Genomic DNA, 17,206 nt, shown 5'->3' on the forward strand with positions numbered 1-17,206 from the left:
GTGAAAATTATAAGTTGAATACCGACACTATGAACATCATGATATATATAAACGGTTTAATCCATTATTCACAAAAGATTACGTCTTTTTGGATTATCTTTTTTATCGGAAATTGTTTAATCATTTCAGGTACATTACATGCACAAGTTGCCTCTTCCAGCGTGCAGGAGAAAACTTCATTGAAAGAGGCCGATTATTATGAAATTGTAGATATACCTATTCCTGATGGAATAGAACTAGAGGTTGGCGGATTGGCCCTAACCCCAGACGGAAGCTTGGGAGTAGCAACACGGAGAGGGGAGGTATGGCTTATAGAAAATCCATATATGACAGGCACACGTATTCCCCGGTTCACCAAATTCGCTTCAGGATTGCATGAACCGCTTGGCCTGGCCTACCATAAGGGAAGTTTTTACACCAGCCAACGTTCGGAGTTGACCAAATTGACGGACAGAAATGGTAACCGAAGGGCGGATGCGTATGAAACTGTCGTTTCTTGGCCCTTGTCGGGAAATTACCATGAGTATTCCTATGGGCCGTTGTTTACCCCGGAAGGCGACATGCTTGTTACGTTAAACCTTGGCTGGATAGGCCACGGGTCTAGTATGGCAAAATGGCGTGGCTGGATGATGAAAGTGACCCCGGAAGGAAAAATGATTCCCATGACATCAGGCATGAGATCGCCTTCTGGCTTTGGATACAACGCACAAGGAGATGTGTTTTATGGAGAAAACCAAGGGGATTGGGTAGGTTCCGGCCGTATTACCCATGTGGAACCGGGTGATTTCGTAGGTAATCCGGAGGGCTTGGTTTGGAGTCATCTGGAGGAATCACCTGTCAAATTAAGACCTGAGGATATACCGGATACAGGATTGCCCATGTCACAGGTAGCGGCAGCTATTCCCGGATTCAAGACCCCTGCGGTATGGCTTCCCCATGGACTGCTTGGTATTTCTACTTCCGATATACTTGTTGACAAATCCAATGGCGAATTTGGGCCTTTTGCTGATCAATTGTTCGTCGGGGATCAGGGTTTAAGTAAAATTGCTAGGGTATATCTAGAAAAGGTAAACGGTGTCTACCAGGGTGCGGCTTTTCCTTTCAGAGAAGGATTTTCCTCCGGTATCCTAAGAATGGTATGGGGAAATGATGGATCCATGTTTGTGGGGATGACGAGTAGGGGTTGGAATTCAACAGGCCCGGCACCGTTTGGACTGCAAAGATTGGTTTGGACAGGGAAAACGCCTTTTGAGATCAAAACCATAAAAGCCCAGCCGGATGGATTTGAGTTGGAGTTTACCCTGCCGATAGAGGAGTCGCTTGCCAGGAATCTTGAGTCCTACAAAATGTCAAGCTTCAACTACAAGTATCACCATAATTACGGTAGTCCAGTCATAGAATTGGAAGATTTGGCGGTCAGAGGAGCGGTTGTATCCAATAATGGATTGACGGTAAGATTGGTAGTAGATGGCATGAAAGAAGGGTATATCCACGAAATAATCGCGGCGGGGATCAAATCCAAGGAGGGGATGGGATTGTTGCATGATGTGGGATATTACACGCTGAATCAAATTCCAAGTGGGGAGAAATTGAAACTTGCGGACGTAGTTGAAAAACCCAACGACCCGCACCGTGGGCATCAAAACATGGGTAGCCCTTCGACAACTGCCACAAGTTCAGCTAATGTAGCGGCTACATCATCAACAGGTCAACAAAAAAGGGTGACCGAAATGCCTGGCTCATGGTCTACCGGCCCGGACCATAGCTTTAGCATTGGTACGAAACCCGGTTTGAAATACGATTTGGAGTTGCTCGAAGTAAAAGCAGGCAGCAAAATAAAGATCACCTTCAACAACAATGACGATATGTTACACAATCTGGTCGTGGTAAAGCCAAATACAGCCATTCAGGTTGGAGAAGAGGCGTTGAAGATGGGGTTGGAAGGCTCCCAAAAACACTATATCCCCAACTCCGCCAATGTGTTGTTTCATACAAATATCCTCTCCCCGGAAACTTCCGAATCCATTTATTTTGAAGCCCCTACTGCCCCGGCTGAATATATGTATGTGTGTACCTTTCCCGGCCATGCCTATGTGATGCAGGGGATGCTGAGGGTGTTTAGGTAGGGCTGCTAAGTGTTACAAAAATTTGGTTTTTTTTAGATGGGGTTCTTATTTAACAAACTTGCATGTTGGCTATAAATTTTGAAATAATTATTTTTAATGTGCGAACAACTAAACATAGCAACAAGATTTCCGAAAGTAAAAAATCGATAAATCATGGCAAACACTTATACTAAAATACATATTCAAATGATTTTTGCAGTGCAAGACAGAAACTGTGTTATAAGAAAATCATGGAAGGAGGAATTATTCAAGTATATGACAGGTATAATCCAAAATCATGACCATAAAGTATTGGCAATTAATGGAATGCCTGATCATGTGCATATTTTGATTGGTATGAGACCTACACAATCATTATCAGACTTGATGCAAGATATAAAAGGTGATAGTTCTAAATGGATCAATCAAAGACGTTTTGTGAAAGGAAAATTTCACTGGCAGGATGGTTATGGGGCGTTTTCTTACAGTAAGTCCCATGTGGATAACGTAATAGATTACATCAAAAATCAGGAGGAACATCACAAAAAAACAAGTTTTATGGAGGAGTATCGAGCGTTTTTAGATAAGTTTGAAGTCGACTATGACGAGCGATACGTCTTTAAAGAAGTTGATTATCAAAATGAATAAAGGTTTTGTTTATGCCGTTAGGCATCCAATGCGGGTAGCAGACGGTAATGCAGCGGCCATCCCGTCCCGTACGGGACGGAACACAACAATGGTCATCTTGGTTTCTACCCACATCCAGTCCCTAACGGGACCGGATTGATGCCGCATAAATCATTGTAGTCAATAATAGGATTAAATATATCAAAGAACACATATCCGATGCCGTCAGGCATCCAATGTGGGTAGCAGAACGTATCGCGGCGACAATCCCGTCCCGTACGGGACGGAACAACGATGGTCATTTTGGTTTCTACCCACATTTAGTCCCTAACGGGACAGAATTAATGCCTCATAAATCATTGTTGTTAATAATATGAATAAATTATCAAAGAACACATATCCGATACCGTCAGGCATCCAATGTAGGTAGCAGACGGTAATGCAGCGAATCCCGTCCCGTACGGGACGGGACACAACAATGGTTATTTCCGTTCTACCCACATACAGTCCCTAACGGGACCATTTAAAATCTACATAAACCATCTAATGAAATATATTCTCATTCCGTTCCTAACATTCATCTTATCCACAAGCGCATCCCAATCCCAAACCAGAACTGTCAAAAACCATTTGCTGGCTTTCTGGGATTTTTCAGAAGGCCCGGGAGAAACGAGAATTTCAAAATCATTCTCCAATCCAGAAACCTACCACTTACTTGAGGGAACCAAACCGATAGAACGTGTCAGTGAAGGACCGATAAATAATACTTCAGCCGTCATAAGGGACAGTACATGGTTTTACATTCCCAGGGAGAAATTGGGCAAGCTGAATATATTCGGAAAAGAAAGCCAAGTCACTGTAGTGGCTTGGGTGAAAAAGGACACCGAAAAATACTGGCAAGCCATTGCAGGCGTGTGGGATGAAACACGTGAAAAAAGGCAATACTACATGTTTTTGAATGCTGCTTCAAAAACGCACTCCGATGAAATGAAACGTTATCCAGCTAACGGATTAATCCATGGCCATATTTCAGCCTCGGGAGGTAAATCTCCTGGACAGATTGCCTGGATCTCCTACGCAAGCAGTGATCAGTCTGTATTGACCGATGAATGGACCATGATTGCTATTTCCTATGATGGTAAAGAAATCAAGGCATTTAAAAACGGAAAATTAAGTGGCAATACATTGACCAACCCCTTTCCTTACGAGGATGGTATTTTTGATGGGGGTGAAGATGGGGCTGATTTTACCGTGGGAGCAAATTCCGTGGTAGGCAAAATGACTAATCAATTTAAAGGACAAATTAGTGGTTTGGCGGTTTTTGATGTCGCTTTGACGGAAAAAGATATTATGCGACTATACAAGAAACAGATTAAACTATAATCGATAGTTCGCTTTAGAAGAGATCCCACAAATTAGATAACACCTCATCACTGTATCTTCCATATGAACTTATGTGGTTAATAGGGTTTAACAAATAACCATCCGAATGGTCAAAAATGGCTGGTCGTTTATAAGTGATTAATTTTTAGGCTTTCGTTTCTCTCCAATAAATCGGTATTTTAAATAATAATTAACCATAAGAGACATATGAAAACATATTAGTTTTATTATTCAGAGCGACAGGCATTCAAAATCGAGAAAAATATACTAATTCAAGCCATCTAGGAAGGAAATCGCTAGCCTTTTTACTCTACGCTCATATGAACTTATACTCCCTTTAGGAATAAAAAAATTTTACCAAAACTGTTGTTTAACTTAGGTAAAAAAAATAGCCAGTCGGCTATGACTGGCTAAACAAATAAAGGATAATATCCTATTATTTTGATTCCCTAATCCACTTCATAAGTGTTTGGTAGGTGATATCGTTGTCTTTGCAGAAATTCACCTTACTGATACCGTCGGCATCCGCTTTTGCCCATGACTCCATCAAAGAAGCTTTTTCTCCTTCAGTGTAGGTTTTTCTTGTCCGGGTACTAGATTTTTTAGAACCTTCCAGTCCAAAAATATGGTTTAAAAGCTCTATAAACTTTGATGCATCTGATTTTGTATCAATTCCTAATCCCTTTAATCCCTCAACAGCGGCATCATTTGTATTCTTGATTGATACTTGCTTGCCACTTTTATATACTTCCTCGGCAGACTTATACCTTTTACCATCTTGATCTACATAGATAAATGGTGAATCATTTGACAGCAATTGATTGTACTCTTTTACGAATTCTTTTATATCCATGATATTATTTTTAATAATTATTTTAAGATTATAACGCAAAAGTATTCAATTCGTTATCGTTAACCAATTATTTTTTAATAAATATAATATGTTTTCCCATAATTTATGACTAGTATCTTTTACTTAAAGAAAATTATAGCGCACATCATAAATGATTAGCACATTTAACGGCATTTTTTTTAATCGACTTATACATTTTATTCTTTGAATATCAGTTCTTTAATTCAAACCTGCTTCTTTTGGGTTCTTCGCTAATCAATTCTTTCTTTGAGATAAATGCCCGTTCGCAATAAATTTATTAATTTAGAGGTAGTAAAATCAAAATTTCAACCAAAGATTGTAAAAACCATTATGACCAAAGAGAAAAAGCCAATAAGAATATTAGTAGTTGGATGTGGAAACATGGGTGCATCCCATGCATTAGCCTACCACCAACTGGACGCTTACGAAATTGTAGGCTTAGTTTCTGGAGGAAGAACGAAAGAAAAATTAAATGAGAAACTTGGCGCAAATTATCCTTTATTTGATGAATATTATGCCGCGATGTCTGCAACTAAACCAGATGCGGTTAGTATTTCCACCTACCCGGATACTCATGAACCTTTTGCCATTCATGCCATTGAGAATGGCTGCCACGTATTCGTGGAGAAACCCTTGGCGGATACAGTGGAAGGTGCTCAACGGGTTGTAGATGCCGCGAAGAAACATGACAGAAAGTTAGTGGTGGGATATATATTAAGGCATCATCCATCTTGGGAAAAGTTTATTGAAGTCAGCCAGCAACTGGGAAAGCCATTGGTCATGCGGATGAATCTAAACCAGCAAAGTGAGGGAAGCATGTGGACGCTCCACCGAAACCTGATGAAATCACTAAGTCCTATCGTAGACTGTGGCGTACATTATATAGATGTTATGTGTCAAATGACCAGGTCTAAGCCAACTCAAGTATATGCTATTGGTGCTAGGCTTACAGATGAGATTCCTGCTGATAACTACAATTATGGAAATCTTCAGATCCGATTTGAAGACGGGTCTGTAGGCTGGTACGAGGCGGGATGGGGTCCCATGGTGTCGGAAACTGCCTTTTTTATCAAAGATGTCTTTGGACCGAAAGGATCGGTGTCCATAGTAGCGAAAGAGGCCGGAGGCTCCGGTAAATCTGACAGCATTGAAGCGCATACTAAGACAGAATCCCTGTTGTACCATAGGGGAGAGCTGAATAAAGAAGACTTATTTGTTCATGAAGACGAATGGATAGACCTAACAGACGAACCTGATCATAATGGGTTGTGTAAGCGGGAGCAGGAGTTTTTTCTCCGGGCCATTCAAGAAAATTCGGACCTTTCCGACCATATGGAAGATGCTGTCAACAGTCTGAGGATTGCTTTTGCTTGTGATGAATCGGTAAGGACCGGACAGGTTGTACAGCTTTGATTCAGCTCTTTCCACACGCTACTTAAACCATAATATAACCAATCAAAACAGCTGGCTCTCCCCGAAGGCGTGTCGGCTGTTCTTATATTTACATCAAATGAAACATTCAATGGTACCCGGGGAAATTTCCGTGGGAATAGTAGGACTAGGTCTAATGGGAAGCAGTATAGCTACCTGTATGTTAATTGCGGGGCATCCGGTGGTAGGGTTGGAGCCATTGGAGGAGGAGCTGGCATTAGGTGAGAATCGTATACAAGCACACCTTAAAATCGCCTGGGAAAAGAATCTTATTTCCGAGAAACCTGATTTTTATCTTCAGAATCTTTTGGTTACTTCGGACTACTCAGAGCTCCGAGACACCCATATCATTATCGAAAATGTCAAGGAGGATATAGCTATCAAAAAGGTTGTATTTACAAAGATTGATGCCGTAGTTTCCACCGATGCGTTAATTACTTCGAATACCTCGGCTATTCCCATTTCTGAATTGCAGGAATTTGTGAGCAATCCGAGCAGGTTTTTTGGACTACACTGGATGGAGCCCGCTCACACCACTAGATTTCTAGAAGTTATCTGCGGTGATAAAAGCGATATAGAATTGGCTAACTACCTCTATAATATGGCTGCGCTTTGGGGAAAAGAGGCCGTACTGGTAAAAAAAGATATTAGGGGATTTATAGCTAATAGACTAATGTATGCCATGTATAGGGAAGCAATGTTCCTGGTAGAAGAGGAATATGCATCAGTGGAAGATGTCGATCGGGCTTGCAGAAATGTGGCGGGTTACTTTTTGCCTATGGTAGGAGTCTTCCGTTGGATGGACCTTACAGGAGTCGGAGCATATAGGACGGTTATGAAAGACCTTTTCCCGCTACTAAATAACGCAACAGTGCCGGGTAAATTGATAAATAAAATAGTCGATGAAGGTGGTAACGGAGTTTTTAATGGTAAGGGATTTTACGAATATACGGAGGAGGAGCGGAAATTATGGCAAGAGGCGTATACCAAATTTACCTATGAGATTCGAGAAATTGCTCTAAAATATCCCCATGATGTAGTGAAAAAACAAATAGACAAAGAAAATGAACAAATTTAATGAAGTGTAAATAGTTACTATTAGGGATGATGGTTTATTTTTAGGTGGCTCATATTATTCCCAAAAACGTTCCTAAAACTTGTTCTACGGATACCTATCGATTGACTTTCCTGATGGTTACAAAGTTCTTCTGATTCCAAATGCCCGGTGCCGGCGCAGGTTCGGCATTCTCCGTATTCAAGGTGTGTACCTTCGCATCGTGGGCAGGTAAGTCTACCTGCTCCCGAACAGCGTTCACAATCATAATATTCCAGAATATTAAATACGTTTTTTTTAGTCACAATTCCTTGCCCTGCACACCTGCTGCATCCTACAATCCCCTGTGCTTTGCATAAAGTACAATCCTGTTCCACTTGCTTTTCTCCCGAACAGGTTGTACAGGTTAACAGTCGATAGCCCTTTTTATCGCAAAACTGACAGGCTGATATCTCCTTTAACGGTTCTTCCAATTTTCTCTCCAGGGCTTTGGCCTCCTTATAATGCTGTCCTTTAAAGCCATTCAGATCCAAATATTTGCCGAGAAAATTACTACTATTGTCATACTGCTTCAACTCATACAGCGTTTCTGCAAAAAAATAAGGCATTTCAGAAGGAATTGGTGCGTTGCTTTGAATGATCTGGTGAAATATTGCATTGGCCTTCTCAAATTCACCCTCTTCCATGGCAGTTGTGGCTTGGGTCATCAATCTGGAAGTATTGCCTAAGTTTGGGCTAACTTGTGCTTGAAGTGTCTCCCCGTACACCATTATCAGCATTAAGAAAAACAAATATCGGAAAGGTCTTATAAGGCAATCCATCATATGAGAATTCGGTTATTGTCAATTAACATCAGGACTGACGAAATTGATTCACCTTCGGTGTTATTTCTTTAGGCAAATTACAATTTTGTAAGAAGCGTACAAAGTTGGCTTTCTTTTTTTATTTTTCCATGTTAATAAACCATAAGATTTCGTTTTTTGTACCTTTGGTAAATGTACACCATAGGCGTAATAGGAGGGGGGGCGGCTGGTTTTTTTGCAGCCATTCAAGCAGCATCCTCAGGGCATAAAGTTATACTTTTAGAAAAAACATCCAAGGTACTTTCTAAAGTAAAGGTATCAGGAGGTGGAAGATGTAATGTAACCCACGACTGCAAGGTGGTTTCGAAACTGATAAAATTTTATCCAAGGGGAGAAAAGTTTTTAAAAAAAGTATTCCTTCAATTTTCTGTTGAAGATACGCTGAAATGGTTTTCAAGCAGGGGAGTGGAGCTTAAAGTAGAATCTGATGGGCGTATGTTTCCAGTTTCGGATTCTTCACAAACTGTAATCGATGTGCTGGTAAGGGAAGCGGAAAAAGTCGGAGTTACCATCCGGTTTAACGCAGCGGTACAAAAGGTGACGAAGGAAAATATGGGATTCAACGTTCATTTAATTCATGAACATTTTGGGGTAGATAAACTTATTATTACTACCGGAGGCAGTCCTAAAATCGAAAACTACGGTTGGATTCAGTCATTGGGCCATCACATAGTTCCCCCGGTTCCATCACTTTTTACATTCAATACCCCAAACGAGCCTCTCACTGAGCTACAAGGTATTGCATTGGCAGACACGTATATCCGGTTGGAAGGGACCAAACTTTCCTATGAAGGACCTTTATTGATCACACATTGGGGCCTGAGCGGCCCGGCAGTTTTGAAATTGTCCGCTTTTGGGGCAAAATGGCTTCATGATGTTCACTACAAAGCAAACGCACACATCCGCTGGAATAAAGGGTTTGAGGAGGAACAGCTCCGCAAGGATTTGGTTCAATACAAATCCCTGCATCCCAAAAGAAAAGTTCATTCACATCCACTTTTTGGTATTCCACAACGGCTTTGGATCTATCTGGCAGAAGTTTCTGAAATAAACTCTGAATCGTGCTGGATGAATATTTCTAAAAGACAAAACAATAAATTATTAGAAAATCTTTTTAGATTTACAATTGGTATTCATGGGAAAACCACCTTTAAAGAAGAATTTGTAACGGCAGGAGGAGTAGATCTCGAAGAGATAAATCCCCAGACCATGGAAAGCAGACTTATTCCCGGGCTTTATTTTGCTGGAGAAGTTATAAATGTCGATGGCATTACTGGCGGATTCAATTTTCAAGCTGCTTGGAGCACGGGTTTTTTGGCAGGAATAAATGCAACGAAATAGTATCTATGGAAGCAACCAATGAAAACATCGACTACAGAAAAATTGAAGAAATGGTCGAAGGGGATGAAGAGTTTCGAACACAACTTTTAGAAGCAATAATAGTGGCAGTAAAAGAACTTCAAACCAGCTATATAAAAGGTATAGAAACGAAGAAGGAGGAGATTATCAAACAGGCACGCCATAAGATAAAACCCACTTTGACGCTCTTCGGGTTGAGGGCATTAGGGTCAACCTTGGGAGAGGGAAAACAACTGATAATTAAAGGTGGTTTAAATCAGGATTTAAATTCCCACAAAGTTAAATTTCTTTCCGTTTCCAATGCAGTTTTGGAAGATATCAACCAGAAGCTATCAAATTAATACCACTTTTTGTATTTAAGAAATTACGTGTCAATTACTCTTAAATCCTATCCGAATCTTTTGAGTACCAGATCTGTCACAGCTTCACCGATGGACAATGAACTTGTTGCTGCGGGGGAGGGGGCATTCAGGACATGGATGCAACGTTTGTTTTCAGTGATGGCAAAATCATCCAGCAAACCCCCATTCCTATCACAGGCTTGGGCACGGACACCGGCTCCTCCTGGAATCAAATCTGAAGATTGAACATCCGGAATCAATTGCTGCAGGGCTTTTGTAAAGGCATGTTTTGAAAAGGACCTATAATATTCTCCCATACCGGTTTTCCAATATTTGGCAGCGACCTTTTGAAAACCAGGCCAAGTAACAGCGTCCATAAATTCACGATAGTTAAAATCCGATTTTTTATACCCCTCTTTTTTAAACGCCAATACTGCGTTGGGGCCGGCTTCCACGCCCCCCTTTGCCATACGGGTAAAATGAACCCCCAGAAATGGGAAATTTGGATCAGGAACAGGATAAATCAGGTTATTTACAAGGTATTCCCGGTCTTTTTTTAATTTATAATATTCTCCTCGGAAGGGAATAATTCGGATATCTATGGGGTTTTTTTCCTGCATTTCGGCTATCTTGTCCGCATATAAACCCGCACAGTTTACAAGCAACCTAGTATCCACAGGATCTTTAGTAGTCATTACAGTTGAGAGGGTACCTTCTGAAACGATATCCAAAACTTCGCAGCCCAAAAACAGTTGACCCCCAAGCTCTAGAAATTTGTTGGCAAAGGTTTCTGCTACCAGTTTGTAATCCACGATGCCCGTTTGCGGAACATGGAGTGCTGCTACACCGGTACAATAAGGCTCATATTCTTTCAATTCGCTTATTGAAATGGCCCTGCTACCCTGAAGCCCATTTTCCAACCCCCTTTCCAACAATTTGGTTAAAAGGGGGATTTGGTCGTCTTTGGTAGCGACTACCACCTTGCCTGTGATTTCATAAGGAACGCCTTCCTCTTTACAAAAATCAATCAGCATCTGATATCCTCGAATACAGTTCTTTGCCTTGAGACTACCAGGTTTGTAATAAAGACCGGAATGAATCACGCCGCTGTTGTTTCCTGTTTGATGCTTCGCAACCTGTTTTTCTTTTTCAATGATGGCCACTTTCATATGTGGCTTTTTCTTTAGAATGGTTAGCCCGGTTGCTAATCCCACGATTCCGCCACCAATAATGGCTATGTCAAATGTCATATAGGGTTAAATTTGTCTGTAAATATACATGGATCACCAAAAAGAAATTGACGGTTTTTGAATAATATTCCCTAAAATCCGCAAACCTTCCAGGTTTTGCTCAAAATCAGCAAGTTGTTCGAAACATGTGGTGAAACCCGGAAGGTTTTTTTCCATAATGATATCTGTTTACCGAATTGTACTGCGGATTTTATGTAATATTCCTTTTGTTACCATTCTTCGGATTTGTCAGTGTCATCTGTATCAGATTCTATATGATAAATAGATTCGATTTGTTTGTTGATTTCCGGGCTATATTTTAATTCCCCCTGCATCAGGAAATCATTTACCTTCAGGAGGTTATCGTACGTGCAATCTGGCACATGCATAGGTACTTTATAGACTCTTGGATCATTTTTAGAAAATAGGAGGTCCCCTTTACCACCAAAAAAATAAGGCCAAAGCGTCAGGGAACAGGATATGGCAATTCGGTCAATTCTATTTGTATCGATATAGCTGTTTACCCTTTCCCGAATAGAAGTAAAAAATTCCATTGTCTCCGCTAGGCGTACCCTGGACCCAGCCCTTGATTTTCCTTTGGTCTTTAAGTACTTAATTTGGCTTTTCCCCTGTTTTTTTCTTACCATATATGCACGGAATACTTTATGATCTATGTTTTCACCATTTTCAAAATACCCCACTGCTGCCAATCCTGATTCTATCAGGATGATAATATGTTGATACAGCATATTATCCTGATGAATGGGGCGGTAGGGGAAGGCGACCTGAATAGGAAGTCTGACAAACAGACGTTCTCCTCCCGGAAGGGTATATTCGATCTGATGCTTTTCAGGCTGATATTCTTCCCTCCAGCCAGATACTCCCACCTGCTTTAGAAGCGCAATACAATGGGATTCCTTTATTAGGCGATGTTTCACAGTATTTTAAGCTATACAGTTTTTGTTGGTCCCAATGCGATCAGTTTAAGAAATTCCACTGAAATGCTGAGTAAGGGACATAGGGAGATCGTTAAGGGAAATTGTCACCTTCAGCTCCCAAAATTAAGGGGATATTTTCGTTTCTATCACTTTATCTAAAATAGATTTTTAGCGCCTCTCCCTTTCATTGTGTTAAATATTACGACTGGGAAGAATTGAAAGATCCGACGATTTTGATTTGGATACGATGTTGTAGAATTTAACGCCGTGGTTTGCATGGAATAGCTTTGGAAGCAATTTTTCTTTTTAAGGATTAATCCATAGATTTAAAATTCCGAATTCTTTAAACCCAAAAATTATGAAAATTGCCATGCTTGGCTCGGGATTCATTGCCCGTTTTTATGCCGATACGTTACATGACCAAAGAAGAAAAGATAGAATTCATTTGGTTTATTCCCGCGACGAACATAATGCTAAACGCTTTGCGGATGATTATGGATTAAAAGTATTCACAACTGATATGGAAGAGGCAATTAACCATCCTGACACCGAGGTGGTTCTTATTTCTCTTCCCAACCATCTTCACGAAGCTGCTGTATTGGCTTGTGTTAAAGCAAAAGTTCCTGTACTGTGTACAAAACCCCTTGGAAGAAATGCCCAAGAAGCTAAACGGATGCTTGAAGCGGTGGAGAAAGCGGGAATTTTTGCAGGCTATTTGGAGGATTTATGCTATACACCCAAGTTTCTGAAATCCATGAAGAGCATTCAGGGAGGAAGTTTAGGCAGAATCCTCTGGACCAAATCCCGGGAAGCGCATCCTGGACCTCACAGCGATTGGTTTTGGGATAAGGAAAAGTCGGGTGGTGGGGCCATAATTGACCTGGGGTGCCACTGCGTTGAAATAGGCAGGAACTTTATCGGTAAACAAGTTAAACCTTTGGAAGTGATGTGCTGGGCGGATACACAGGTGCACCCAATTGATGCGGAGGACCATGCTGTTGGCCTGGTACGCTATGCGTCGGGTGCCATCGGTCAATTTGAGGTTAGCTGGACATTTCGGGGGGGAATGGATCTTAGGGACGAAGTCATGGGTACAGAAGGCACGATATGGCTAAATAGCTTCTTGCGGACTGGCTTCGAAATGTTCACCACTGGTAAAGGTGAGGGATATATTGCTGAAAAAGCCGAAAGCAATTCCGGATGGCTATTTCCAGTAGGGGATGAATCCAACGAATTGGGGTATCCGCATATGTTCACGGATATGTTTGACGCCATGGAAACAGGCAGGGAACCGTTGGAGACTTTTTACGACGGATACGTAGTAAATGCCATTTTGGATGCTGCCTTTCTCTCTGCCCGCACTAAGCAGTGGGAGCCTGTAGCCTTGGATATTTGGAGAGGGGAAGAAGTGACGGAACATGCGGCGAGTGTTCAGGATTATGATAGTGATCACCTATTAATAAAGAAAGAGATTCTTCCAAATGGTGATGTGAAGTTGATTTTAAAAAACAAAAAAACTGGGGAACTAAGCCAAGTAGTTAACTAATTTACCTGCAATCTAGAGACATTTTGAAAGATGAGAAACTGTAGTAGGCGTCGTCTTATTACTTTATTGTACCGTTCAAAACCGAAAAAAGCTGAAAAAATAATAAGGACCATTCCCCTAAATGAAAATAAACACCTTGCAGACAAAAATCAGATTGGATGGTTTGAAGAAATGTTAGAATCTTTCTCTTGAGTGTCACCCAATGTCAATGTCCCGAGATTCAAACGATGTTTAAAGCAGTTCAAAAAACCTCCTTTTTTCCAAAACCAAAATATAATTTTCAAGTATCCATATGCGTGTTTTTTTTTTAGTTTTCGGTATTTGTATGGGCAGCAATTTCCTGTTTGCCCAAAAAATAAACCATAACTACCAATTGCCAATAAAAAAGTCTTCGTCAGCGATCATTATTGATGGCATTATGGAGGAACAGGGTTGGTTGGATGCTGCAGTTGCGGAGGACTTCTATATGATTCTTCCGATGGATACCAGTTTTTCCCAAGTATCCACGGAAGTCCGAATGACTTATGACGATGACAATTTATATTTGTTGGTCATCAATCACCATGCTGTACCAGGCCCTTACTATGTTGAATCGCTTCGGAGGGACTTTTCCTTTGGAAAAAATGACAATTTCCTGCTCTTTATGGATCCCTTTGACGATCAGACAAATGGATTTAGTTTTGGGGCAAATGCCGCCGGGGCACAATGGGATGGGTTAATGTTTGAAGGAGGCAAAGTGGACCTAAGCTGGGATAACAAATGGGTATCTAAAGTTACCAACTACGACGATAAATGGATATTTGAAGCAGCCATACCCTTCAAAAGTATACGGTACAAAAAGGGGATAAGGGAATGGGGGATCAATTTTAGTCGGCTTGACCTGAAAACCACAGAAAAATCTTCATGGGCACCTGTACCCCGCCAATTCCCCTCCGCGTCGTTGGCTTATACAGGAATCCTGGTTTGGGACAATCCTCCCCCAGAACCAGGTGCAAACATATCCGTCATTCCCTATGTGATGGGAGGTTCTGTAAACAATTTTGAAGGAGATATGAAGCCATCCTATCAAAACAGAGTTGGTATGGATGCAAAAATAGCGGTAAGCTCCTCTCTTAATTTGGATTTGACCGTAAATCCCGATTTTTCTCAGGTAGAAGTAGATAGGCAACTGACCAACCTCGACCGGTTTGAGCTATTTTTCCCAGAGCGCAGACAGTTTTTCCTGGAAAATGGAGACCTTTTTGCCAATTTTGGATATGAGAATATTCGACCCTTCTTTTCGAGGAGGATAGGGTTGGATGCACCAATTCAGTTTGGTGCCCGCCTCAGTGGCAAAATCAACAAAGATTGGCGTATTGGTGCCATGAATATGCAAACAGGAGCAGTCGATGAAACTGGACTTCCGTCCCAAAACTTCAGCGTGCTCTCGCTTCAGCGACGTGTATCACAGCGATCTAATGTTGCCGCGATTTTTATAAATAAAGCAGCCTTTGATATCGGATCCCCAACCGAACCGATCGGAACCCAAACAAATCAGTACAACCGTAACCTTGGATTCGAATATAATCTAGCCTCGTCTAACAATATGTGGACGGGAAAGGCTATGGTTCTAAAGTCCTTCAGTCCGGGAGAAACCGGAAATGGCATGGTCCATGCCGCGAATCTCCGTTATTCCAGTGGGTCATTAACAGCCGAATGGAGGCATGACTACGTCTCTCCCGATTACACCGCAGAGGTAGGATTTGTGCCGCGGGTAGGGTTTTATAGGGTCAATCCCAGCATGGCTTATCTCTTTTTCCCAAAAAGTAAAAAGATCCTCAGGCATGGCCCTACGGCAAACGTATCCTTGTTTTACAATATGGACATAGAACAAACGGATAATATTACGATGTTGGGATATACAATGAGATTTAGAAGTCAAAGCGATTTGACAGTCTTTGGAGGCTTTAACCGGATACTGCTTCAGGCCCCATTTGACCCGACGAATTTCAGCGGAAATACATTAGATGCTTTCACGAATCACAATTGGTATAATTACGGAGTAGAGTATACTTCTAAGCCGCAAAGTTTGTTTACTTATTCCATGTCTTCTCAATATGGGGGGTACTATGCAGATGGTAACAGGTTTAACTTGATGGGTGAGGTTGGGTATCGGTTTCAGCCCTATGTGGGGATAAATATGGCTGCAAACTACAACGATATATTACTTCCCGCACCTTGGTTCCGAACAAGTTTTTGGCTGGTAGGACCCAGATTGGATGTGACACTCACCAATACCGTATTTCTGACAGCCTTTGTCCAATACAACGAACAAATCGACAATATCAACCTCAATACCCGCTTCCAGTGGAGATTTAAGCCAGCTTCGGATTTATTTCTTGTATTTACGGACAACTATTTGCCTGCTCCCTTCTATGTAAAAGACCGGTCAATTGCGTTAAAATTCACATACTGGTGGACTATGTAGATAGATTATTACCAATCCTTTAACCCCAATAATTTTTCTCCCAAAGGAGAAAGTTCAGCTCTTTTGTATTTTTCCTTTTCCCAGTTCCTGGGGTCGCCCGGAAAGGCATACCCCTCTGGAGGATTTCTTTCCTGCCATGATTTGATCCGCCACTGCCGCAGTTCTTCGTTTTCGGGTTCGGCAGGCATCATGGAAATATACTGGGCCATTCGGACTTTATTCACGGAATTGTTTGGCCGTATTCCATGGGGTAGTTTGCTGTTGAAAACTAATAAATCTCCTGCGTTCAATTTTAACTTGCATACGTCAAAACCAGTAATGTCCGGTTGAAACTTGTTTCGATCTTGAGGTTGAGTTTTTTTCCATTCATCGTATGTTCTGAATAACTCGGGAACACATTGAAATCCACCAACCTCCAAATCTGTCTGATCGTTTAGTGCTACCAATCCCTGGACGTTTTGGGGGTCGGTATCTGGGTCGTAATCCCAGTGAATAAAGCCTTTAAATTCAAAGTCGGGCCTCGCCGGTAAATTCAAATTGGCCCTATCTATTGTTACCCATAGTTCTTCGATACCCCAAATGTCGCTGAAAATCTCATGGACTTTAGGAAATTGGCGGATATCCCACATATACTGGTGGTGGTAAATTTCCACCATACCACTATTCTGTAGCTCCTTCATTTTCATTTCCGCACGGTCTGTCGTATACCAGGTGGATGGATCGTTGGGGTCTTTTTCCTCAAACTCCCACAACAAATTTGCCATTCGATTTGTGTATTCTCTGGGTACGGCATTATTTATCACTACAAACCCATTGTTTTTCCAAAAATCCCAATCGTCATCTGTAAGAACTTTTAACGGTCGGCCGTTTGAGCGGTCATTAAGCCTAATTTTACTTGAAGTGGCCGTGGATGGGTTTCCAGGAATCTCTTTATGATATGTATTTGCTGCCATGATCCAGTTATTTTAGATTGCATTTTTGATTACCAT

Annotated in this window: 15 protein-coding genes; 10 read left to right on the forward strand and 5 right to left on the reverse strand. The window is 41.4% G+C overall.

The genetic code is table 11. From position 1 onward, the window contains the following. Positions 1-29 precede the first annotated feature (29 nt). The 4 genes from FQ608_RS22075 (at position 30) to FQ608_RS22090 (ending at position 4,115) form a co-directional block, all read left to right on the forward strand. Positions 30-2,126: a plastocyanin/azurin family copper-binding protein gene (locus FQ608_RS22075; protein ID WP_234364332.1), complete on the forward strand. Its 2,097-nt coding sequence runs from the start codon at positions 30-32 to the stop codon at positions 2,124-2,126. A 153-nt stretch (positions 2,127-2,279) separates the two neighbouring features. Beyond that, positions 2,280-2,753 (forward strand): IS200/IS605 family transposase, encoded by a 474-nt coding sequence (gene tnpA / locus FQ608_RS22080; protein WP_158860666.1) that lies wholly within the window; start codon positions 2,280-2,282, stop codon positions 2,751-2,753. After that, on the forward strand, positions 2,746-2,892 hold the full coding sequence (locus tag FQ608_RS27605) for a hypothetical protein (protein WP_234364333.1): 147 nt from the start codon (positions 2,746-2,748) through the stop codon (positions 2,890-2,892). Before tnpA ends, FQ608_RS27605 begins: the two co-directional genes overlap by 8 nt. A 386-nt stretch (positions 2,893-3,278) precedes the next feature. After that, positions 3,279-4,115: a LamG domain-containing protein gene (locus FQ608_RS22090; RefSeq protein WP_234364334.1), complete on the forward strand. Its 837-nt coding sequence runs from the start codon at positions 3,279-3,281 to the stop codon at positions 4,113-4,115. 436 nt (positions 4,116-4,551) lie between these two features. On the opposite strand, the gene FQ608_RS22095 is transcribed toward FQ608_RS22090, so the two are convergent. Next, complete coding sequence (locus tag FQ608_RS22095) at positions 4,552-4,968, reverse strand: hypothetical protein (RefSeq protein ID WP_158860668.1); 417 nt, start codon at positions 4,966-4,968, stop codon at positions 4,552-4,554. A gap of 351 nt (positions 4,969-5,319) precedes the next feature. Here FQ608_RS22095 and FQ608_RS22100 point away from each other — a divergent pair, with 351 nt between their 5' ends. Together FQ608_RS22100 and FQ608_RS22105 are read left to right on the forward strand one after the other, a co-directional pair. Continuing rightward, positions 5,320-6,402, forward strand: a complete 1,083-nt coding sequence (locus FQ608_RS22100; RefSeq protein ID WP_158860669.1) for a Gfo/Idh/MocA family protein — start codon at positions 5,320-5,322, stop codon at positions 6,400-6,402. A gap of 97 nt (positions 6,403-6,499) precedes the next feature. Next, positions 6,500-7,498 (forward strand): 3-hydroxyacyl-CoA dehydrogenase family protein, encoded by a 999-nt coding sequence (locus FQ608_RS22105; protein WP_234364335.1) that lies wholly within the window; start codon positions 6,500-6,502, stop codon positions 7,496-7,498. Between the two features lie 20 nt (positions 7,499-7,518). On the opposite strand, the gene FQ608_RS22110 is transcribed toward FQ608_RS22105, so the two are convergent. Further along, entirely contained in the window at positions 7,519-8,298 is a 780-nt protein-coding gene (locus FQ608_RS22110) for a molecular chaperone DnaJ (protein WP_199856445.1), read from the reverse strand. 171 nt (positions 8,299-8,469) lie between these two features. On the opposite strand from FQ608_RS22110, the gene FQ608_RS22115 reads away from it, so the two are divergent. Further along, positions 8,470-9,678: a BaiN/RdsA family NAD(P)/FAD-dependent oxidoreductase gene (locus tag FQ608_RS22115; protein WP_158860670.1), complete on the forward strand. Its 1,209-nt coding sequence runs from the start codon at positions 8,470-8,472 to the stop codon at positions 9,676-9,678. A gap of 5 nt (positions 9,679-9,683) precedes the next feature. Continuing rightward, entirely contained in the window at positions 9,684-10,037 is a 354-nt protein-coding gene (locus FQ608_RS22120; protein ID WP_158860671.1) for a hypothetical protein, read from the forward strand. Positions 10,038-10,084: 47 nt separating this feature from the next. Here FQ608_RS22120 and lhgO read toward each other — a convergent pair whose 3' ends face one another. Together lhgO and FQ608_RS22130 are read right to left on the reverse strand one after the other, a co-directional pair. Further along, positions 10,085-11,287, reverse strand: coding sequence for an L-2-hydroxyglutarate oxidase (gene lhgO, locus FQ608_RS22125; RefSeq protein ID WP_158860672.1), 1,203 nt, complete (start codon positions 11,285-11,287; stop codon positions 10,085-10,087). A 209-nt stretch (positions 11,288-11,496) separates the two neighbouring features. Then, the gene (locus FQ608_RS22130; protein WP_234364336.1) at positions 11,497-12,204 is read right to left on the reverse strand and encodes a hypothetical protein; all 708 of its coding nucleotides are present in this window, start codon (positions 12,202-12,204) and stop codon (positions 11,497-11,499) included. A 358-nt stretch (positions 12,205-12,562) separates the two neighbouring features. Between FQ608_RS22130 and FQ608_RS22135 the strand changes: the two genes are divergently transcribed. Continuing rightward, entirely contained in the window at positions 12,563-13,750 is a 1,188-nt protein-coding gene (locus tag FQ608_RS22135) for a Gfo/Idh/MocA family protein (RefSeq protein ID WP_158860673.1), read from the forward strand. 292 nt (positions 13,751-14,042) lie between these two features. Further along, positions 14,043-16,217: a DUF5916 domain-containing protein gene (locus tag FQ608_RS22140; protein ID WP_199856446.1), complete on the forward strand. Its 2,175-nt coding sequence runs from the start codon at positions 14,043-14,045 to the stop codon at positions 16,215-16,217. 8 nt (positions 16,218-16,225) lie between these two features. On the opposite strand, the gene FQ608_RS22145 is transcribed toward FQ608_RS22140, so the two are convergent. Then, complete coding sequence (locus FQ608_RS22145; RefSeq protein WP_158860674.1) at positions 16,226-17,170, reverse strand: phytanoyl-CoA dioxygenase family protein; 945 nt, start codon at positions 17,168-17,170, stop codon at positions 16,226-16,228. Positions 17,171-17,206 lie beyond the last annotated feature (36 nt).

Source organism: Lunatibacter salilacus, from assembly GCF_009797935.1.
In the GTDB taxonomy this organism is placed as follows: Bacteria; Bacteroidota; Bacteroidia; order Cytophagales; family Cyclobacteriaceae; genus Lunatibacter; species Lunatibacter salilacus.